The organism is Fortiea contorta PCC 7126, assembly GCF_000332295.1.
Classification (GTDB): Bacteria; Cyanobacteriota; Cyanobacteriia; order Cyanobacteriales; family Nostocaceae; genus Fortiea; species Fortiea contorta.
Window position 1 is genome coordinate 4,980,635 of record NZ_KB235930.1, and the last position, 20,435, is coordinate 5,001,069.

Here is a 20,435-nt window from a genome sequence, read left to right on the forward strand (position 1 = left end):
TGGGGGAATGGGGAATGGGGCATTTGTACTGAGCCTAGGGACTGTTTTCAAACTAAAAAAGTAGGTTGGGTTAAACGGAGCGCAACCCAACATTAATCCGGGTGTTGAGTCTCATGCTTCTCTGCGAGACGCTGACGCGAACGACCCAGCCTATAAAACCTATCACATTATTTAAGGCTTGCCACACCACTACGTGTTTTTCTCCAAATCAAATATGATCCCTATATTGTCACGAAGAATGTGAATTGTGAACAATGTTTGTGATGAGATTTATTTTGTGCACTTAACTAATTAAATTAAATGATAAAGTTTTGTTGGCAAAGACACGTAATAAACTTAGGAAATTTTTTAGAATAACAATGGGAGTTAAATAACATCGCCCTTTATTCTCAGCGTTGTTAAATTTTTGTGAAAGCGATTGTCACTAAATTGCTCTTAATAAATTGAACTATATTAAAACATTTAAATATACCCGCAGCTTTCACCAGTGACTAATGACTAATACCTAACGACAAGACCGAGCCGTTGACTTTATTTGCACCGACCTACTAATTCCCCGATAAGATTAATGAAAAACGACACCCCGCAAGCATTAGATTCAGATCAAGAAATTGCTCGTGTGATTGATGAGGTAATGTCTTCATCGCTAAGTGATGAACAGTACCGCAAAAAGATGCAGCGCCGTAAAGAAGTTCAAGACAAGCGGATAGCAGAAGCATCTCCAGAAAAAGGATTAATAATTGTCAACACTGGTAACGGTAAAGGTAAAACCACTGCAGCATTGGGAATGGTATTAAGATCCCTTGGTCATGGATATAAGGTGGCAATTGTCCAGTTTATCAAAGGTGCTTGGGAACCATCAGAAAAAAGGGTTTTCAGCAATTGGCATGACCAGCTAGAATTTCATGCAATGGGCGAAGGCTTTACTTGGGAAACCCAAGACCGCGATCGCGATCTGGAAAAGGCTAGCGCTGCCTGGGAAAAGTCATTAGAATATATCTGCAACCCAGATTTTAAACTGGTGCTTTTGGACGAAATCAATATTGCACTGAAAATGGGTTATCTGCAAGTAGAACAGGTCTTAGCAGGTCTAGCGCAAAAGCCAGCAGACAAGCACGTAATTCTCACCGGACGAGGCGCCCCAGCAGCACTCATCGAGCGAGCTGATTTGGTAACGGAAATGACTCTGGTGAAACATCCTTTTAAAGACCAAGGTGTGAAAGCGCAACCAGGAATTGAGTATTAAATTGACTTTAAAATCAGCATCGCTGCTAAATGCGCCGCCAGTTGCTACGGCAGAGGACAGAATTCAAACTCGCTGATTGCTTATAATTGATTACACATTTGTAAAATTCGGCGATCGTTAGCACTGATAGATTTAAGCTGATGATAATCTTGCAGTGCCACCGAGTAAGCGTAGGTACTTAATTCATCCTCACTAATTCTCGGTAATGTACTACCTGTAGCGACTTGAGTCGGCCCACCTGCGTCTGGTAAACCGCGAACAGTCATCGCCAATTCTCCTGACTTGTCGAGTGTACCTTGAAAACAACTGAACTCAGAACTGGGCATATATAAAGCACCTTTAACAGTTCCTTGTTGTTTCTCAAATATGATGTATCCTTGCCCAATCTGGTTTGGTTGTGAGGATTGACCGTAAAGATAAACCCCATTTTGCCTGGGATAATTGGCTTTAGGTGCGTTTGCTGTTTCTTTTGCAGATTTATGATTGGCAGATGCAGGTAATGTTTTTATTTCTTGACTGAGAACTGCTTGATTTGACCCGCTGATCATTCCTAGGGTGAGAAGTAAGCCAACAACGGGAATTTTCAGCTGATGGAGCGAATTTGACTGACGAATGTTGTTAAGCACCTGACACCTCCTGTTAAAAAACTAACTATTCTCACAGCACCTTACTTACAACTTAACTGGATCTTTATAAATCATGGATCTCTCAAAGGTTTGATTTATATTGTCCTGGGTATAAAACGCGAAAAAGATGAATTTTTTATTTAATTTGCCGCGATAACCTGAAGATTACCTGTTTTTATGTTTTTTTTGCTTCACCCAGTAGATTCACCCGATAGGATGATGTATGTTCTTTCTTTAAACAATCTTCATATTTTTGCTGCGAAGCTCCGTGTTTTTGCTACATAGGGAGCTACAGCAGTAAATTTCTCGATTCCGGAAATTGGGCGTTGCTGATTGAGAGTATGAATTTATGTCAATTTGCCAAAAGGGGACAACAGATAAATTGGTAGGGGCGTAGGCTCCGCCTTAGAGCAGGGTACGGCCGTACTCCGAAACGGAGAAGCAAGCTACGCCCTTACAGGTTATTGATGTGTTGCCAAAATTTAGAGAATTGGCATTATCTCACGCAGAGTCGCAGAGTCGCAGAGAGTGAGATGAAATTTTTGACTTTCATACGTTGATTCAGCAACGCCGGAAATTGAAACGAGGCAAAAGGCTTAAGGCAAAGGGTAATAAAATTGTAGAGACGAAGCAAAAGCAACGTCTCTACATTCATGAGCGGATATGTTAATTTTTGATTGGCGTCGTCGTCTTGGTTAAGGTGTTCTGGCGCGAAGCGCTGGTGAGACAAAGAGATTTTGTAATCCTGTTTGGCGTTCAGCGACAGACTCGGAGCTATGCTCCCAAAGGCTTTCGTAGTAGAAGAAAACAGCACCCAAACCGCGCTCTTGAGCAGCTCGCACCTGAGCTTTAATCTGTTGTATGGAAACTGGGTTATTTCGCAAACCAGCCATAATCCCAACTCCCGCAGGAATCGTTTGCTGAACTTCTTGCATTTCTGGGAGGGAAATTTTTTCGATAAAACTTTGCAACTTCGGACGATACACTTGCACAATTAGCTCATCGACAATGTTCAGCCGCACCCAATAAAGCCAGTCTTGGAGTTGAAATTTATAGGCAAAGTTGTAATAGTTGGGAGAGACTGAGAAAATCGCTTTGGGTTTTCTCGTTTTGACAGCTTGGTTAAGCTGTACCATGAATGCGGTGATTTTATCGGCTCGCCAGCCTACCCAAGCTGGATCTTGCGGGTTAGTGGGGACGGGATTTTTTGTTTCTTGAGTATACAACGCTGTTGTATATTTATCGTAGCCAAATTCATGAGGCAAACTCATGTGGTCGTCGAACTGAATGCCATCAACATCATATTGGGTGGTAGCTTCGACAACGAGACTGGTAATAAATTGCTGCACTTGTGGATGGAAGGGATTGAGCCACATGACTTCACCTGCAGCACTGATGGAAGTTTGGCTACCATCTCGTTTTTGCGTGAACCATTCGGGACGATTCAAGGCTAATTCTGAGGTTGGGGGAGCCATAAAACCAAATTCAAACCAAGGAATCACGAGTAATCCTTGACGATGAGCTTGGGTAGTCAGGTCTGCAAGGATATCATGTCCGTCTTTACCTCGCAAGACAAAGGGTTGAATTCCTGTACGTTGAGCAACAGCGCTAGGATACATCACATACCCAGAGTTCCAGATTACAGGATAGATAGTGTTGAAGTTCAAACGCTGCAGCCTGCTCACAGACTCAAGGACTTTGCTGCGTTCCTTGAGGATATCCATGTCATTGTTGGTCATCCAAACTCCCCGAATTTCTTGACGGGGTAGCTGGGCTATGACCGGATGAAAGCTACTGACCCAAAATGTTGTTAATAATGATATCAGAAATAGTACTGGCAAAAGCAACCGCAGCGATCGCTTATTTTTCTGGTCGAATCTACAAATCATATACCCCCTAACTATCTATATCGACTAAATGCGTGATTAATTAGTATTTTTTTATGCAATACGCCGCGTCAAAATAGTTGCTTCAAAAATATTGAAGCAGACAATTCACTGTAAGATGATTGACGCAGTTACTAAGTCGGTAGTGCCCGCCACGGCTGTTACGTAAAGTCCGAAGGCACAGCGGGAGCATGTTCAGAGGTTTCGCCGCAACTGAAAATCGACGCTAACCGCTATGACGGCTTAACGTTGACTACAAAATTGATCAAGATACTAATTACATAAGTCTGAATCTTTTGCTCTCTCTAAGAGGACAGCTAATTTTTGTTAACCAGTACAGTAGAACCCTGGACATTATTAACTATTACCAGTTTGTGAGTAAAATCACAAGGGATCTGCAGTTTTTTTGCAGTAGTTCTGGTGTACTGTCGCCACTAACGCTTGACAACTAAATTGTGAGGATTAATGAAGAAAAATGGAGTAGCTCGCAATATGATTTAGATGTTAGCCGAAAGCTTAACTGGGATTGAGGCAAGATTACAGATGAATTGGGTTTTGATAAATACCTGCTTACAGTTTGCTATTTGGGGATTTTTCTCACTTCTGCTCACCGAAATACTCAGAGACAGCTACCATGCTTTGTGTCACCAAGTCAATTGGCTATCTAAATGGCACAACAAGCACCACATGGTGTATCGTCGGGATTTATCGATAGTTTCTCTAAAAACTTACAAAGATTCCCAGCTCTACCACGATATTGTGGAGTCTGGTCTATTGGTAGTGATATTGACAATAATTGCCTTAATTGTCCAGCAAATGGGATTATGGCTGGGAGTGGTCTACGCCTGCTCTTTTTTATATGGCGCGTCCCTGAGATATTTCCAGGGGTCAATTGATACAGACTATAACCATCTTCCCGGCCCTTTAGAAACGATTCCCTCTGTTTGGTGGGTAAATCGGTCTTATCATTGGCGACATCATTTTGATGATGTGAATGCTTATTACAGTGGTGTTGTTCCCTTGGTGGATAAGGTGTTGGGCACAGGGCTATCACTTAAAGGTAAAGTTGTAGCTATAACTGGTGCATCAGGTACCTTGGGAGCAGCTTTAGCAGCCGAAATTTTAAAACAGAATGCCAAAGTGGTATCATTGACAACTAATCCAGAAAAATTAGTGCCGCAACCAGGGATGACGGTAGTTGCTTGGCAGTTAGGAAAGGAAGCTGAACTCAAGAATAGTTTAGAAAAAGTTGATATTTTGATTATTAATCATGGAATCAATGTTTATGGTGAGCGAACACCACAGGCGATCGCATCTTCCTATGAGGTGAATGTCTTTTCCGCCTTGCAGTTAATGGATATATTTATCACTACTGTCACAGGGCCACAAGACAAAGCCACTAAGGAAATTTGGGTGAATACCTCTGAAGCTGAGGTGTCCCCAGCACTCAGCCCACTGTATGAACTCAGCAAACGCGCCCTAGGAAATCTTGTCACCCTCAAGCAGTTGGACGGGGATTGCGTAATTCGCAAACTCATCCTTGGCCCTTTTAAAAGCCAACTTAATCCCTATGGAGTCATGTCAGCACCCCAGGTGGCGCGTGCCATCCTATTTTTAGCACGGCGAGACTTCCGCAATATCATTGTTACCATTAATCCTCTCACCTATGTGCTGTTTCCTTTAAAAGAAACCACCACATGGCTGTACTATCGAGTTTTTAGCAAAGCAGCTAATAGCAAAAAACGGGTGAGGGATTAGGGGTGAGGGGACTGGGTTCCTCCCCAGATAAGAAAATCTCTCTACCCTAGCCCGTAGTCTCCACCCTAGCCCCTCATTAGCAGTAAGCTGTTTTAGGTGTTGTTCACAAACTACTATGGCAACGATTAACGATAACTACCTGAAACTGAAAGCAGGTTATTTATTTCCAGAAATTGCTCGGCGAGTAAATACTTTTGCGGCAGATAATCCTGATGCTAGTATAATTCGCTTGGGCATTGGCGATGTCACCGAACCATTACCGGCAGCTTGTCGCCAAGCGATGATCCAAGCTGTTGAGGAAATGGGCGATCGCACTACCTTCAAAGGCTACGGCCCAGAACAAGGTTATACTTGGTTACGGGAAAAAATCGCCGCCCAAGATTTTCAAGCACGGGGTGCAGATATAGACGCTTCCGAAATCTTTATTTCTGATGGTTCTAAATGTGATACAGGCAATATTCTAGAAATATTCGGTCATAACAACACAATCGCCGTCACAGATCCGGTTTATCCCGTATACGTTGATACTAACGTTATGGCGGGAAATACAGGAGCAGTTAATGACCAAGGTGAATATGCAGGCTTAGTTTATTTGCCAATCTCCGCTGAAAACAACTTTACCGCAGAGATTCCCTCCCAAAAAGTCGATTTAATTTATCTTTGCTTCCCCAACAATCCCACAGGTGCAGTAGCGACTAAAGCTCATCTGCAAGCATGGGTAGATTATGCAAAAGCGAATAACTCAATTATCTTTTTTGATGCCGCTTACGAAGCCTACATCACTGATCCCAATATACCCCATTCTATCTACGAAATTCCCGGAGCCAGAGAAGTTGCTATCGAGTTTCGTTCTTTCTCCAAAAATGCAGGTTTCACAGGAACTCGGTGTGCATTAACAGTCATCCCCAAAACCCTCACAGCCAAAGCTGCTGATGGCGCTGATGTGGAACTGTGGAAGCTGTGGAATCGGCGCCAATCCACTAAATTTAATGGTGTATCCTACATTGTACAAAAAGGTGCTGAGGCAGTTTATTCAGCAGATGGACAATCGCAAATTCAAACTTTGGTAAACTTTTATCTAGAAAACGCCAAAATTATTCGCCAGCAACTCACAACCGCCGGCTTGCAAGTTTACGGTGGTGTTAATGCACCTTATGTCTGGGTGAAAACACCTAACGGCATTTCTAGTTGGGAATTCTTCGACAAATTGCTCCAAACCGTCAACGTCGTCGGGACTCCTGGTTCTGGGTTCGGTGCTGCTGGTGAAGGATACTTCCGGATTTCGGCTTTCAATAGCCGAGAGAATGTAGAAACAGCAATGGAAAGGATTACCACTCGTCTGTCTTTGTAGTAGTTTATGACTAGAAGCTCCCCGACTTTTCCCGGAAGTCGGGGAGCTGAGTGACGAAATATTAATACCTTAGAAATTTTCTCAAGCGGCAACTACAGCTTTATCTTGAGCTAGTTTACCATCTTCCATATGAACAATGCGATCGGCAATATCTAAGATGCGGTTATCATGAGTCACCAACAGAATTGTACAGCTTTGTTCTTTAGCTAATTTTTGCATCAAGTTGACCACATCTCGACCCGATTTGCTGTCCAGCGCTGCAGTTGGTTCATCTGCTAAGACAATTTTAGGACGACTGACTAGAGCACGAGCGATCGCTACCCGTTGTTTTTGTCCCCCGGATAAGTCATCTGGATAATAATTCAGGCGATTTCCTAATCCCACTAGCTCCAACATCTGAGCAGCACGAGTTTTCATTTCCTGGGGTGAGATACCTGGATGTACTTCTAAACCCATTCTCACGTTTTGTAGCGCAGTCAAGCTCCCGTGTAGATTATGAGCTTGGAAAATGTAACCATGATGACGTCGTGCTTTAGTTAATTGTCCTGCACTTGCGCCACACAGTTCTGCTCCTAACACTTGCAAGCTACCAGATTGAGCCGAACGCAATCCACCCACCAAGGTGAGGAGTGTCGTTTTTCCAGAACCAGATGGCCCAGTCATAATGATGATTTCACCAGCGTTAATTTCTAAATTGATATCAAATAGAACCTGCTTACGCAATTGTCCATGACCAAAATAATGATCTAGATTTTTCACAGAGATAACAGAAGACATAGGGAGATGAGGGGAATGAAGAGAATGACAAATAACCAATTTTAAAACATATCAGCCGGGTCAGCAGATTGAACTTTGCGAGTAGCGATCGCCCCAGAAATCATACACATAATCATGGTCAATACTTGTACCTGAATTGCTCGCGCTACAGTCATGATTAATGGTAAATTGGTCGCATTTCTAGTCAAAGCATAAAGTCCAAAAGATACACCCAATCCTGGCAGAAAACCTAAAATAGCGAGAATTATTGCCTCTTCAAATACCACACCTAAAAGGTAGAAATTGTTATAACCCATAGCTTTAAAGGTGGCGTATTCTTTGATGTGGGCATTGACATCTGTAGACAGGACTTGGTAAACAATAATCACCCCGACCATGAATCCCATCGACACACCCAAACTAAAAATAAAGCCGATAGCAGTGTTTGTTTGCCAATAATGCTTTTCTACTTCAATAAATTCGGTTTTTGTCAAAACTTTGACATCATTACCAAGCTGCAATTTTAAAGCATCTGCAACTTGTTTCGGGTCATACCCTGGTTGTAAATTTAATAAACCGATACTCAAGCTGCTAGCATCTCGCTTAGGAAATAACCGCAAGAAAGTTTGGTCACTAGTAATCAAAGTTCCATCAGCAATGAAGGAAGCGCCAACTTTAAATAAGCCATTAATAGTAATTGTCTGGCGATCAATTTCCGTATTGACTGGTTTTCCTTGATCAATTTGGGCAAATGTTTGTTGATATTCTCCTCTAGAGGCGCGATCAAAAATTACTGAATTTGGTAACTTGAGAACATTTTGTTGACGCTTCACTTCTGGTAAATCAAAAATTTGCTTGTCTGGATCAAACCCCATGACTAATACTGATGTTTTTTTGTGAGTTTGGGGATTTTTCCAATCAACAAAATTAACATACACGCCAGTTGCTGATTTTACACCTTGGACATCCATTGCTTGATACAACCGACGACGGGTAAAGCTGGACATATTTGCTAAATTTCGCGCTTGCGGACTGACTAAAAAAATATCCGCGTCCATGCTGCTATGCAGTCTGGTGTTGCTGTCAAATAAAGCTGACTGAAACCCCAATTGCATAAACATTAATAAATCAGCAAAAGCAATGCCTGATAATGCTACTAATAAACGACTTTTTTCACGATTTAATTGCAACCATCCGAGGGGTGTGCGTCGTCCCAGCTGTTGAATAAATCCGATCATTGCTCAATCACCGCCTGAATCTGTAAATTGGTAAAGTTACTAGCTTTTTGACTAGACGGCTGATCTAAGCGCACATGCACTTCTACTATTCTGTTGTCAATGTTGCTGGAGGGGTCGCTGTTGATGATATTCTGGCGCTGGACTTGCATTCCGATCCAATCGACTGTTCCCTGTAATGCTCCCTCTAAAGAATCGCTGGTGACTTTCACCCGTTGTCCGGGTCGCACTTTATGAATATCACTTTGGTATACTTCTGCAACTGCGTACATCTGATCGGTTTGCCCTAAGTCTACTATGCCTTCGCTACCGGCTGTTTCGCCGGCGCGGGTACGAATTTTGAGAATTTGTCCGGCTTTGGGTGCGCGGATATACGCTTGGTTGAGTTGTGCTCTAATTTTCTCTACTGTGGCTTGAGCGCTGTTTACTTCTGCTTGAGCGTTGACGATATCTGTAGGACGGACTTCGGCGGTTTGGTTGAGGTTGGCTTTAGCTTCGTTAATCTGCTGCTCTAAGGTGGCGATGGTTTTGTCGCGGTTGGCTTTGGCTTCGTTAATCTGCTGCTCCAGAGTAGCGACGGTTCTGGTTTGGGTGGCTCGGCTTTCGATGAACTGTTGGGCGGAGGTTTCGGCGCTGAGGCGTCTTTTGTCAACTTCTTGGCTGGAAATCGCCCCTTCTTTGTATAAAGTTTCGTAGCGTTTGACGTCAGCTTGTGCATTGCGCTTTTCGGCGTTGACGCGAGCTACGGTGGCTTTGAGTTGCTGTTGTTGTCCTTGGAGTTCGGCTTCTAGGCGATTAATTGTCGCTTGGAGGGTGATTCTGTTTCCTTGTAGTTCTACTTGTAATCGGTTGATGGTGGCTTGACGCGCCCCAATTTCACCTTGTTTTGCGCCTGCTTTCACCTGAGCTAGGCGGGATTGGGCTACTTGCATTTGTCTTTGCGCTTCGTTCATACTCGCTTGTAAGCGATCGCGTCCATCCATAATTGCTATTATCTGTCCTATTTTGACGCGATCGCTTTCTTTCACCAACAACTGCTGTACTAAGTTACCTTCCCCTGCATTCGGGGCTGAAAGTCTAATTACTTCTTCTTTTGGTTCCAGTCGTCCTAATGCTGTGACTGTTTTTACTACTGGCTGTGCTGGAGTTATGATTTGTTGTTTATTATTTGGTGTTTCACGAAATTTACTCACCGTATAAACACTGAATCCAACCACCACAACAGATGCTGCGATTCCCAGAGCGATCGGCATTTTTAACAGCGTCTGCGTATTTCCTAAATTCCAGTTTTGCGCCATAAGTAGTATCCTCTGGTTGACACAAATTAAACTAAACCGTCTAGTTCAATTATCCTAAACTAAACTGATTAGTTTAGTCAAGACACCATAGCCAAAGACACAGGGGTGCGAGTAGCAACGGCACAGAAAACCGGGATAGGGGATTTGCAAGTAAATAAATATCCCGTCACTGGGCGAAGCAGGGGGAGCAGGGGAGGTTCGGGCGCAGGGGGAGACATTGGTGTCAACTTAACGCGAAACTCTTGTCCCGCCTCAGAATGAATTCTGAGTCTCATAGCTTAAGTCATCTCAAGATGACTAAAAATGCTCACAAATCCCTAGTCTACTTCAGTAGACTTCAGCTATTAGCCTGGGAATTCATTCCCTGGCGGGTAGGTCAGCCAAGCATTTAAGCATCTGTGGCTTAAGTTGACACGAATGAGGGGGAGAAAGAGCTTATTTGAGATTTCCAAATTCAATTCATCAAATCCAAGGGCGTAACTTTCTTTATGGTTGCTTACTTCACCTTCGTTCTTTGCGCGTGGTTAGGTCTTTGGGGTGGACGATGGAGGTGGACAGACTTCCATAGCTTGAATCAAGCCGTTTTCAAAGGTGAATCGATGGCCCACGTACTCATCAGCAAGAACTGTTCCAGCTAAGTCACGTACGACCTGATGCACATCAACCAAAATGCGCCCGTCCTCCTCTAAGTAAAAGGAAATTGGCTCGACGTGCGGATTGATCTCGCTCCATTGCTCCGTCCAGTAAGCGCGAACTTCTTCAGGCCCACGGACAAAACCGCCTTTGAACGCTCTCGGCCAAACCACGTCCGGACTCATGAGGGCAAGGGCGGCGTCAATGTCTCGCGCGTTGAAGGCTGCGTATGCCTCACGGAGCAGTTCAATTAGGAGTGCAGGTTGATCTGACATTTATTGGTATGGTGAACCAGATGCAGTAAAGACTAATAATTTATTGTATAGAGTTTAGCTGAAGCTTTTTTATCGACGCTATCATGTCTGGAGGCTAGGAAGTAGGGGCTAGCGAGGGTGCTATGTGTTGGTGAGTGCTTTTGTAGCTGACATCTCTATTCCATAGTTTTGATTTGCTGATTCGCTTCATTTTCTGCCCGCACCATTGCCTGCTTTAATGGTTGTTGCCCCAATAAGGCGCTGATAAATTGGTTATCAAAGTTGTTCACAATTGCCCCTGGATATTTACCAACCTGCCAAGGTGTAGCGTAATTAACCCCAGCGACAAAAGGCGATCGCAGTGGGTCTTGATCATAACCCAATTTCTGCGCCACCGATTGCCGAGTCGGCAGCGCAAACCCTGTACCTGTCCACTTTTCCATCCCTGCTTTTCCTGTGAGATAGGAAATCAGTTCCCAAGCTGCAGCTTTGTCTTTGGCTTGTTTGTTCATCACATAGGCAACGGTAAATACCATTGTGCCTTTTTGAGCATTAATCGTCGGTATCTCTGCGGTGGCAAATTCTAACTGGGGAAAAGTTTCTCTGAGATAGGGAATTGCCCAATTCCCCTCAATCACCATTGCTACCTTGCTTTGACCAAACATTTCACTGCCGGAATTTGTCCCCACGTCAGATTTTTGAGCAGAGGAGCGGTCTTTTTGATACTGGTCTACCACTAACTGCAATCCTTGTAAACCAGCCTCACTCGCAAAGGAGGCGTTACCATTTTGGTCAACAATTTGACCGCCGAAGGCTTTAATTTTGTAAGCTTGGCGTGCTAACTCTGGAGTGATTCCCAAGCCATATCTGTTGAGTTTCCCAGTTAACTTTTGGGAGTAGGCGCGTAATTCTTCCCAAGTTGGCGGTGGATTTTTTAAACCTGCGGCGGCAAAGGCTTGTTTGTTATAGAACAGAGACAAGGTAGAATAATCCTTGGGCAAACCATAAATATGATTTTTATACTTAAAACTCTTCAGTAGATTTGGCTCAAAGTCCCCTAAGTCAAATTCGGGTGTAATATAGGCATCTAGCGGCTCCAAGACATCCTGACTCATCAAAAAAGGAGCTTCTAAAGCATCCAAATAGAAAACATCAGGCGCTGCTTCTCCCACCAAACGAGTTTTCAGTACATCCATGTACTGATCAGAAATGACCTCATACTTGACTTTAATTTGCGGGTGCTGGGCTTCAAAGTCATTGAGTACCTGCTGCAATAATTTTTGCTCAACAATGTTACCACCCCAACCGCTGAGTTTGACGGTGACTGCAGTTGATGCTGGAGGGGCGCTGATGAGTTTTATACTGTGGATGGCGATCAAAGCGATCGCTCCCACTAGCACCAAAAAGCTGAAAAACTTGCCCTTGCTCACAAAAGTATTACTATCCGCACGATAGCCTTGATAGAGACGTCGCTTTTGAGACGTCTCTACATTTACTTTTAGATAAGTTTAATAGTTATTATCTCTCATCCACCTCATCCCTCTCACATTCTTATTCCGCTGCAGTGGAACTAAAGCTCATTGTTTCCCATAAAACCATGTGGGGTGTGGTTGGTAAAGGCTGGTGTAGGGCGATCAACTGGGTAATGGTGTTCTTTAACTGAGTACGGGGGACAATATCGTCCACAAAACCGTGTTTGAGTAAATCTTCAGCGCTTTGAAAATCTTCCGGTAGTTTTTCTCTGAGGGTCTGCTCAATCACTCGCCGACCTGCAAAACCGATGGTTGCTTTGGGTTCTGCGAGAATAATATCACCCAACATGGCAAAGCTGGCGGTAACGCCGCCTGTGGTGGGGTTGGTCAAAATAGGAATATATAATAGTCGCTCTTGGCGGTGGCGTTCTAGTGCTGCGGATATTTTCGCCATTTGCATCAACGAGAGCATTCCTTCTTGCATTCTCGCGCCCCCGGATGTGCAGACAATCAATACTGAGTAGCGCCGTTGAGTAGCTTGCTCAATCATGCGGGTGAGTTTTTCACCTACCACTGAACCCATGCTACCACCCATAAACCGGAAATCCATGACTCCCAGGGCTACGGGTAAACCGTTAATTTGACCCAAGCCAGTTTTGACAGCATCGATTAAACCGATTTTATCTTGTGTTTCCCGCAGGCGATCGCTATAAGATTTGCGATCGCGGAACTGCAACGGATCAGTAGGATGCAGATTCTCATCCATCGGTTGCCAAGTATTATGATCTATCAATTGGCGGATACGTTCGTCACTATCTACCCGATTATGATGTCCACATTCCACACAAACCATGTGATTGGCTCGCAGGTCTTTTGTATAGGTCAATACACCACATTTAGGGCACTTATGCCATAGCCCATCAGCAATTTCTCTTTCTTGGGGTTCTGGGTGGTTGTTCCCTGTTTTGCGACGATTTGCAAACCAATCTAACAGAGACTTTAAACCGCGTGATTCTTCGTTGTTTGCCATATTTATTTTATTCAAGGAGGGATGAGGTGGAAAACAGGTTAGGGGGTGTGGGGTGTTGGGGAATAGGACGTTGGGCGTGGAGAATTTTGCACTTATTCCTAGTTCCCAGTCTCTAGTCCCTAGTCCCTAGTTCCCAGTTCCGGTCTTAACCTGTTGACTAAATTGTCAAATTATGTTTCTAAATCAATTGAGACATTATTTTGCATCTTTGGTTGTCAGCTTAACGAAAATGCTGATGCCAATACAAGTCTTTTGTACATTTGGTGTTGTAAAAGTACTGGCAAAGCCTTTAAAATCCTAACTCGCCAACAGGGTGCTATTCTCCTAGGTGTTTGGTGAAGATTTCTTGCTCGCAAATCAAGAATTCACGTTGCTAGGTGATGAACATTCAGCGTGTCGAGAAGGTGTTCCCAGTTACAGGTTGATATTACCAAAATCTCCAACGCCGATGGCGTAATGATAATTACAGTCATGAGGGTGAGAGACTTCTTATGATAAATTAATGGTCTGATAAAAAAAGTAATAAAAGGATATTTTTCAATTTTCAATTTGTATGTTTAAGAGGGAACAGGGAATAGGGAATAGGGACTAGGGAACAAGCTAGTATGCGACGGCGTAAATCAAGCAACCATTACAAATCGATGAAAGGCCGAATATACAAGTTTTTTCAACTTCCTGGTAAGAATAACCGCAAATAGGTAGACAAAATAGCGTCACCAGTAAAGAGAGCGATCGCTGATCCTAAAGCCAAAAACGGCCCAAAAGGTATCTTGTGCCCTTGTTTTCTGGGATTGCAGATCATCACACTACCTATTAATACTCCCACAGCACAGGCAATAAAACTCGCCAACAATAAATTTTGCCAACCCAACCAAGCCCCCATCATCGCGGCTAATTTAGCGTCTCCTGCGCCCATTGCGGTTTTACGTAGGACGATAGCACCAATGAGGGCGATCGCATCAAATAACCATAAGCCCAATACCGCGCCCACTATCGCTGTCATTAAATGTTGAATTAATTCTGTGGTACTACCTTGAACAAAAAAACCCGCAAACATTTGAAAAACGATTCCCAAAATTAACCCTGATTGTGTCAGTGAATTGGGTAAGGTCATGGTGTCTAAATCAATCAGTGATAGCGCCAATAACCAGCTACAAAAAGCCCAGTAACCCATTGTTAAAATCGAAACTTTAAATAATATAAATATGAGTAAAAATACGAAACCCGTTAACGCTTCTACCACAGGATAACGGGCAGAAATTTGACTTTTACAAAAACGACACCTTCCTCGTAAACGCAACCAACCCAACACTGGTACATTGTCGTGGGCTTTTAACTGGTTGAGACAGTGGGGACAACGGGAAGGAGGCCAAAGAATCGACAACCCAGCGGGTAGCCGATAAACTACAACATTGATAAAGCTGCCGATAGATGCACCTAGGGCGAAGGCGATCGCACTCGCCGGTATAATTAAGAAAACGTCCATTTAGTCGTTAGTCAATAGTCATTTGTCATTTGTCGTTGATTTTTCACTGATTGTCGAGGGTTTGCGACTCATGACACTTGACGCTGAATTAATAGACGTGTGACTCAATTTGACTCATCGGCACAAAACATTCTTGGGGTAAGAGGACTGGCTGGTTGGTAAAAATCACCTTACCGCGATGAGTCGAGCGATTAATTGCTACCCCTGACGCGTGTCCCATGATTTCGGGATGGACTTCACAATAGGTGTAGTAGATTTTACCAGCCGCTCTGATGACAGCAGGGTCAATCAAAGGTGACTGGTTTTTAGGAGTAGTAAAGTTGGCTGTGGCGTGTTGTCGTAAAGCTTGCACTATACTGCTACTTGCTTGCTAAATTTTTCTCTAGTTTATCTGAAAGATTCAGCAAAGGTTGCCAAAATGGTACGACGAGTGAGAGAAAATTATTTTTCTGCTAAAGCTTGCATGAGTGCGTCGCCCATAGCACGACAACCGAGGAGATTCTTTCCTGAAGAAATGATATCACCTGTGCGATCGCCCTGCTCTAAAACTTGGAATACAGCTTGTTCAATTTTATCAGCCGCAACTGGTTGGTTTAAGCCATAGCGGAGCATCATTGCTGCACTCAAAACCTGGGCGAGGGGGTTAGCTTTATCTTGTCCAGCGATATCTGGAGCGGAACCGTGGACTGGTTCAAATACACCAGGCCCCGTAGCGCCCAAACTCGCCGAAGGTAACATCCCAATACTACCTGTGAGCATCGCCGCTGCATCGGAGAGGATATCACCAAACAAATTACCTGTGACAATGGTATCGAATTGCTTGGGAGCGCGTACCAATTGCATCGCCGCGTTATCTACATATAAGTGAGATAATTCAATATCGGGATATTCTGAAGAAAGTTTGGTGATGCGATCGCGCCACAGTTGAGATACTTCTAATACATTCGCCTTATCCACCGAACAAAGCTTACCGCCCCGTTTCCGCGCCGCCTCGAAAGCCACCCGTCCAATTCTGTCAATTTCAGATTCAGCGTAAACCATCGTATTTACACCGCGTTTTTCCCCTGTTTCGGTAGCAAAAATTCCCTTGGGTTTACCGAAATAAATCCCCCCCGTCAGTTCCCGCACCACCATAATATCCACCCCTTCCACTACTTCCCGCTTCAAAGTGGAAGCATCAATTAGCTGGGGCAAAATTTTCGCTGGGCGCAAATTTGCAAACAATCCCAAACCCGCGCGCAACCCTAGCAAACCTGCTTCTGGGCGTTGGTGGGATGGTAGAGAATCCCACTTGTAACCACCAATAGCAGCGAGTAAGACGGCATCACTGTTGCGGCACGTATCCAGAGTAGCAGATGGTAGCGGCTCACCTGTAGCGTCAATCGCCACACCACCAATTAAAGCTTCTGAAAACTCAAACTCAAGATCAAATTGTTTCCCGACAACATTGAGCACATCTACCGCCACGGCCATAATTTCAGGGCCAATACCATCGCCGGGGAGTAGGGTAATGCGGTAGTTCTGGGTCATAGCTGGTTTTTTACGCTAGTAGATTTGGAATCGTGCACAAATGTTCACAGAATAAATATCATACCTAGCAAAGGTGCCTATGGAGTGTTTAATTTATTTAGATGTTGCTTGTCTATTTCGCAAGCAAGATTTTGTTTAGATTAGCTCACATAGCCAATGGTGGATACTGAAGTCGGCTTCACTGCTCGAAGAAGGGAAATACCAAGTGTTAAATTGAAATTAACATCATTCATGCTTGCAGGCAATACAGATGACACAAGAATTGATAGACCTTAGAAATAGTATCCAGGAAGGAAGATATGCGGATGCTTTGGCAATTGTGGATGAGTTAGAGGGGATGAGTAGACAAGCTATTTTGCGTAATATTCAATCTTATTTAAATATTCTTTTGATTCATTTGATTAAAAATCAAGTAGAACAGCGATTAACTGGTTCTTGGGTAAATTCTATTCGTAATTCTATTCGAGAAATTAAAAAGCTAAATCTCAAAGACAATAAAAAATCTTACTATATCAATGAAGATGAATGGGAGACTTTGATAGAGGAGGAAGTGATTGAAGATGCTATAGCTGAGGCAAGCGAAGAAGTTTTAAATGGTAATTACAGTCAATTTCAACTTGCAGAAGTTGTTAATAGAACTCAGCTAATTGCAACTGCATTAAGGTTTTTGAATTTGACATATTCTCATTCATCTAAGGAATTGGCTGGGGCTGTAGCGCAAGTTTTAATGCAGTTACCTGGTGGGGAAGATTGGATCAATAGGAAATGAACATTATATATTGTAGGGGCGAACAACCGTACCCTGCGGGAACGCTAAAAGCGGTATGCCCTTACTTGGTGGATGGCTCCTGCTTTTACCTATTGCCGCAGTTTTGAGTATAAAATACTACTATTAAACAGTTAAAAATAATCTCTATTCCGCAAATAAACTTTACATAAAACCAGTTTCCATTTCCGTAACGAGGCTGTCAAAGGCTGTATTCACGAGCTACGTTAGTGTTAATTAACAGCCGCACTCAGCCGCTATGGTAAAAGAATTAGCAATTAGTACCCGTGGATTGACTAAGCAATTTGACCGACATGTCGCTGTGAACGATGTGGAGTTAGAAATCGCTACGGGTGAAGTATACGGACTCATCGGCCCCAATGGAGCAGGTAAAACTACTCTGATTCGGATGTTGGCTGCTGCTGAAGAACCAACTACGGGTGAGATTTATATTAATGGCGATCGCCTACGTCGTGACAAGAGTAATCCTACCCTCAAGCGTCGTCTTGGCTACTTACCTGATGACTATCCCCTATATGAAGATTTAACAGTTTGGGACTACTTAGATTATTTTGCCCGGTTGTATCGCTTGCGGGAACCGCGCCGCACCCAGCGTCTGCATGAGGTGTTAGAACTGATACAACTAGGAAATAAGCGCAACAGCATGATTTCTACCCTGTCACGGGGGATGAAACAACGCTTGAGTTTAGCGAGAACTATCATCCACGAACCGATTTTATTATTGTTGGATGAACCGGTTTCTGGATTAGATCCCATTGCTAGGATGCAGTTTCGGGAAATCATTAAAGCTTTGCAAGAAGCGGGAATGACGATATTAATTTCTTCTCATGTCCTGAGTGATTTAGCAGAATTGTGTACTTCTGTAGGGATTATGGAATTAGGTTTTCTGGTAGAAAGTACATCACTACAACAACTTTATCAGCGCCTTTCTCGCCAGCAAATTGTGTTATCAACTCTAGGTAATATGGAGGCGCTTTCAGGTAAATTAAAAAATCATCATTTAGTCGAAGGCTGTGAGGTAATTACAGGTACAAATAGCCTGCGAGTTAATTTTTCTGGTAATCAAGAAGACTGTGCGGAATTATTGCGATCGCTTGTTGCAGATGGTATACCTTTAACCAGTTTCCATTGCACTCAAGAAGACCTAGAAACTATTTTCTTAAAATTAGGTCATAAACAAGCATCTTAATTGCTCAAAATTGGTGATTTTCTGCTTCTAAATTTAGGATTTTCTATGGCGCTCAATCTAATAGATAAAATTGGTGATTGGAACCCGCAATTATTACGGGAATTGAAAGGAAGGTTGCGAGTTTTTCATGTAGCGATCGCTGCTGCTTCTTCTCTGCTGCTGCAGATAGTTGTTTTTCTTTATCAATTGCGAGATTATCCTAGCGATAAATATCCCCTCACAGGTTCCTACTGTCGGCTAGCTCAAAGTTATAACGACCAGCAAACGCAACTTTATAAACAGCAAGACTTGCTCTACCAGCAGTTAAATAATGTCAAAAAAATCAAACCGTTAGACTCAGTGCTTGCTGCTGATTTGAATTCTCAAATTATTCAAGCTGGTAGAAAAATTACCAATTTACAAAAATATCTGGAAAAGAATTTTTGCCCCAGCAATGAAATGAATATTCAGCTATGGTGGCGTGACCATTATGAATATATATTCTTGTCATTTAGTGTGATTTTTATTTTCACACTATTAGTTGCGGGAACTTATTTGCTCATCAATGATTTAGCCAAAGAAGAAAGTCGCGGTACGCTGAATTTTATTCGCCTCAGTCCCCAGTCGGAAACTAGTATTTTGACTGGAAAACTTTTAGGCGTACCGGTGATAATTTATCTTTTTACCCTCACAGCAATTCCTTTGCATTTATGGTCTGGACGTGGAGCAAAAATTGCTTTCAGCTATATCCTCAGCTTCTATGTTGTTCTGGCTGGTTGTTGCTTTTTATTCTACAGTGCAGCGCTACTATTTAGTTTAGTTAATCGTTGGGCTGGTGGTTTTCAACCTTGGTTGGGTAGCGGTGCTGTGTTACTCTTCCTATTCGTTACTCTATTTACAGCTTCAAATTCTGGGCTGTATTTAGATAATCCTTTTTCATCTTTGAGATTGTTTGCTCCTTGGGATATTACCAATTATTTTTTCCCCAACTTATTCCGCGTCTACAGAGGTTCCCCACTGAAAGATGTGCAATTTTTCTACTTCCCAATAGGTAAAAGTGTTGTCACTATCACGGGTTTCTATTTAGTGAATTATGCCTTGTGTAGTTACTGGATTTGGCAAGCATTAAAACGCCGCTTTCGCAACGCAAATTTTACCATTTTTAGCAAAGGACAAAGTTATTTATTAGTAGCTTGTAGCCAAGTGTTTATTTTGGGATTTTCCCTGCATACTTTGGGTAAAAATGAGCCTGGAGTCAATATATATAGTCTGGGATTTATCAATTTTCTGCTAATTCTGGCTTTGATAGCCATGCTGACTCCCCATCGCCAAATTATCCAAGATTGGGCGAGATATCGACATGAAAATCCCACCCATCGTCGCAGTTCTCAGATCCAATCTTTGTGGCAAGATTTGCTGTGGGATGAAAAGAGTCCGGCGATAGTAGCGATCGCGATTAATTTAATCATGGCTACAATTCCATTAGTAGCTTGGATTCTGTTAGATAATCTCGGTCATTTTAACCACAAAAAAGCAGTTTTGGGTATGGTTTTGTTCATCACCATGATGATGATTTACGCCACCACAGCACAGTTGACTCTGTTAATGAAAAATCGCCGCCGTTCTTTGTGGGCAATTGGTATCATAGGTTCAGCAATCTTACTTCCACCGACGATTTTGCAATTTTTGAGTATCCAACCTGGGGAAGATGCGAAATTATGGATATTTTCCACCTTTCCCTGGCCAGCAATCAACTACGCCAGTCAAACAACAATTTTTATGGCTATTCTCGCTGAATTCACCGTCATTGCTTTGTTAAACTTCCAACTGACGAAGCAAGTAAAATTAGCTGGTGAATCTAGCACAAAAGCACTGTTATCAGGGCGCTAAATCAGTACAAAATATCAACTTTATAGGGT

17 protein-coding genes are annotated in these 20,435 nt (G+C 43.0%); 6 read left to right on the forward strand and 11 right to left on the reverse strand.

What is annotated here, in order from left to right:
- Nucleotides 1-568 precede the first annotated feature (568 nt).
- Entirely contained in the window at nt 569-1,246 is a 678-nt protein-coding gene (gene cobO / locus MIC7126_RS0123360) for a cob(I)yrinic acid a,c-diamide adenosyltransferase (RefSeq protein ID WP_017655552.1), read from the forward strand.
- An 80-nt stretch (nt 1,247-1,326) separates the two neighbouring features.
- Here cobO and MIC7126_RS0123365 read toward each other — a convergent pair whose 3' ends face one another.
- Both MIC7126_RS0123365 and MIC7126_RS0123370 read right to left on the reverse strand, forming a co-directional pair.
- Entirely contained in the window at nt 1,327-1,872 is a 546-nt protein-coding gene (locus MIC7126_RS0123365) for a hypothetical protein (RefSeq protein WP_026100481.1), read from the reverse strand.
- A gap of 695 nt (nt 1,873-2,567) precedes the next feature.
- Nucleotides 2,568-3,761, reverse strand: a complete 1,194-nt coding sequence (locus tag MIC7126_RS0123370; protein ID WP_193787695.1) for a glycoside hydrolase family 10-like protein — start codon at nt 3,759-3,761, stop codon at nt 2,568-2,570.
- A gap of 498 nt (nt 3,762-4,259) precedes the next feature.
- Here MIC7126_RS0123370 and MIC7126_RS0123375 point away from each other — a divergent pair, with 498 nt between their 5' ends.
- Together MIC7126_RS0123375 and MIC7126_RS0123380 are read left to right on the forward strand one after the other, a co-directional pair.
- Nucleotides 4,260-5,516 carry a bifunctional sterol desaturase/short chain dehydrogenase gene (locus MIC7126_RS0123375; RefSeq protein ID WP_017655555.1) on the forward strand — a complete coding sequence of 419 codons (1,257 nt, stop codon included), beginning with the start codon at nt 4,260-4,262 and terminating at the stop codon, nt 5,514-5,516.
- 115 nt (nt 5,517-5,631) lie between these two features.
- A complete protein-coding gene (locus MIC7126_RS0123380; protein WP_017655556.1) occupies nt 5,632-6,867 on the forward strand; it encodes an LL-diaminopimelate aminotransferase in 1,236 nt (411 codons plus the stop codon).
- An 81-nt stretch (nt 6,868-6,948) separates the two neighbouring features.
- On the opposite strand, the gene MIC7126_RS0123385 is transcribed toward MIC7126_RS0123380, so the two are convergent.
- The 9 genes from MIC7126_RS0123385 to leuB all read right to left on the reverse strand — a co-directional run bounded on the left by MIC7126_RS0123385 (nt 6,949) and on the right by leuB (nt 16,561).
- Complete coding sequence (locus tag MIC7126_RS0123385) at nt 6,949-7,644, reverse strand: DevA family ABC transporter ATP-binding protein (protein WP_026100483.1); 696 nt, start codon at nt 7,642-7,644, stop codon at nt 6,949-6,951.
- A gap of 41 nt (nt 7,645-7,685) precedes the next feature.
- Nucleotides 7,686-8,861: an ABC transporter permease DevC gene (gene devC, locus MIC7126_RS0123390; protein WP_017655558.1), complete on the reverse strand. Its 1,176-nt coding sequence runs from the start codon at nt 8,859-8,861 to the stop codon at nt 7,686-7,688.
- Complete coding sequence (locus MIC7126_RS0123395; protein WP_017655559.1) at nt 8,858-10,156, reverse strand: biotin/lipoyl-binding protein; 1,299 nt, start codon at nt 10,154-10,156, stop codon at nt 8,858-8,860. The genes devC and MIC7126_RS0123395 overlap by 4 nt, the downstream gene beginning before the upstream one ends.
- A 524-nt stretch (nt 10,157-10,680) precedes the next feature.
- Nucleotides 10,681-11,064: a nuclear transport factor 2 family protein gene (locus MIC7126_RS0123400; RefSeq protein WP_017655560.1), complete on the reverse strand. Its 384-nt coding sequence runs from the start codon at nt 11,062-11,064 to the stop codon at nt 10,681-10,683.
- A 155-nt stretch (nt 11,065-11,219) separates the two neighbouring features.
- Nucleotides 11,220-12,473 carry an ABC transporter substrate-binding protein gene (locus MIC7126_RS0123405; protein ID WP_017655561.1) on the reverse strand — a complete coding sequence of 418 codons (1,254 nt, stop codon included), beginning with the start codon at nt 12,471-12,473 and terminating at the stop codon, nt 11,220-11,222.
- A gap of 121 nt (nt 12,474-12,594) precedes the next feature.
- Nucleotides 12,595-13,545 carry an acetyl-CoA carboxylase, carboxyltransferase subunit beta gene (gene accD, locus MIC7126_RS0123410; RefSeq protein WP_017655562.1) on the reverse strand — a complete coding sequence of 317 codons (951 nt, stop codon included), beginning with the start codon at nt 13,543-13,545 and terminating at the stop codon, nt 12,595-12,597.
- A gap of 667 nt (nt 13,546-14,212) precedes the next feature.
- Nucleotides 14,213-15,031, reverse strand: coding sequence for a prepilin peptidase (locus tag MIC7126_RS0123415; RefSeq protein ID WP_017655563.1), 819 nt, complete (start codon nt 15,029-15,031; stop codon nt 14,213-14,215).
- 88 nt (nt 15,032-15,119) lie between these two features.
- Nucleotides 15,120-15,383: a hypothetical protein gene (locus MIC7126_RS0123420; protein ID WP_017655564.1), complete on the reverse strand. Its 264-nt coding sequence runs from the start codon at nt 15,381-15,383 to the stop codon at nt 15,120-15,122.
- Nucleotides 15,384-15,472: 89 nt separating this feature from the next.
- Nucleotides 15,473-16,561, reverse strand: coding sequence for a 3-isopropylmalate dehydrogenase (leuB, locus tag MIC7126_RS0123425; RefSeq protein WP_017655565.1), 1,089 nt, complete (start codon nt 16,559-16,561; stop codon nt 15,473-15,475).
- A 250-nt stretch (nt 16,562-16,811) separates the two neighbouring features.
- On the opposite strand from leuB, the gene MIC7126_RS0123430 reads away from it, so the two are divergent.
- The 3 genes from MIC7126_RS0123430 to MIC7126_RS0123440 all read left to right on the forward strand — a co-directional run bounded on the left by MIC7126_RS0123430 (nt 16,812) and on the right by MIC7126_RS0123440 (nt 20,406).
- The gene (locus MIC7126_RS0123430; protein WP_017655566.1) at nt 16,812-17,330 is read left to right on the forward strand and encodes a DUF29 family protein; all 519 of its coding nucleotides are present in this window, start codon (nt 16,812-16,814) and stop codon (nt 17,328-17,330) included.
- 256 nt (nt 17,331-17,586) lie between these two features.
- Complete coding sequence (locus tag MIC7126_RS0123435; protein WP_017655567.1) at nt 17,587-18,537, forward strand: ABC transporter ATP-binding protein; 951 nt, start codon at nt 17,587-17,589, stop codon at nt 18,535-18,537.
- A 45-nt stretch (nt 18,538-18,582) separates the two neighbouring features.
- On the forward strand, nt 18,583-20,406 hold the full coding sequence (locus tag MIC7126_RS0123440; protein WP_017655568.1) for an ABC transporter permease subunit: 1,824 nt from the start codon (nt 18,583-18,585) through the stop codon (nt 20,404-20,406).
- The last annotated feature ends 29 nt before the right edge of the window (nt 20,407-20,435 follow it).

Bases quoted from the DNA above. Each gene is read 5' to 3' on its own strand.
- cobO (WP_017655552.1), top strand. From the start codon at position 569: ATGAAAAACGACACCCCGCAAGCATTAGATTCAGATCAAGAAATTGCT.
- MIC7126_RS0123370 (WP_193787695.1), bottom strand. From the start codon at position 3,761: ATGATTTGTAGATTCGACCAGAAAAATAAGCGATCGCTGCGGTTGCTT.
- MIC7126_RS0123375 (WP_017655555.1), top strand. From the start codon at position 4,260: ATGTTAGCCGAAAGCTTAACTGGGATTGAGGCAAGATTACAGATGAAT.
- MIC7126_RS0123380 (WP_017655556.1), top strand. From the start codon at position 5,632: ATGGCAACGATTAACGATAACTACCTGAAACTGAAAGCAGGTTATTTA.
- MIC7126_RS0123385 (WP_026100483.1), bottom strand. From the start codon at position 7,644: ATGTCTTCTGTTATCTCTGTGAAAAATCTAGATCATTATTTTGGTCAT.
- devC (WP_017655558.1), bottom strand. From the start codon at position 8,861: ATGATCGGATTTATTCAACAGCTGGGACGACGCACACCCCTCGGATGG.
- MIC7126_RS0123395 (WP_017655559.1), bottom strand. From the start codon at position 10,156: ATGGCGCAAAACTGGAATTTAGGAAATACGCAGACGCTGTTAAAAATG.
- MIC7126_RS0123400 (WP_017655560.1), bottom strand. From the start codon at position 11,064: ATGTCAGATCAACCTGCACTCCTAATTGAACTGCTCCGTGAGGCATAC.
- accD (WP_017655562.1), bottom strand. From the start codon at position 13,545: ATGGCAAACAACGAAGAATCACGCGGTTTAAAGTCTCTGTTAGATTGG.
- MIC7126_RS0123415 (WP_017655563.1), bottom strand. From the start codon at position 15,031: ATGGACGTTTTCTTAATTATACCGGCGAGTGCGATCGCCTTCGCCCTA.
- leuB (WP_017655565.1), bottom strand. From the start codon at position 16,561: ATGACCCAGAACTACCGCATTACCCTACTCCCCGGCGATGGTATTGGC.
- MIC7126_RS0123430 (WP_017655566.1), top strand. From the start codon at position 16,812: ATGACACAAGAATTGATAGACCTTAGAAATAGTATCCAGGAAGGAAGA.
- MIC7126_RS0123435 (WP_017655567.1), top strand. From the start codon at position 17,587: ATGGTAAAAGAATTAGCAATTAGTACCCGTGGATTGACTAAGCAATTT.
- MIC7126_RS0123440 (WP_017655568.1), top strand. From the start codon at position 18,583: ATGGCGCTCAATCTAATAGATAAAATTGGTGATTGGAACCCGCAATTA.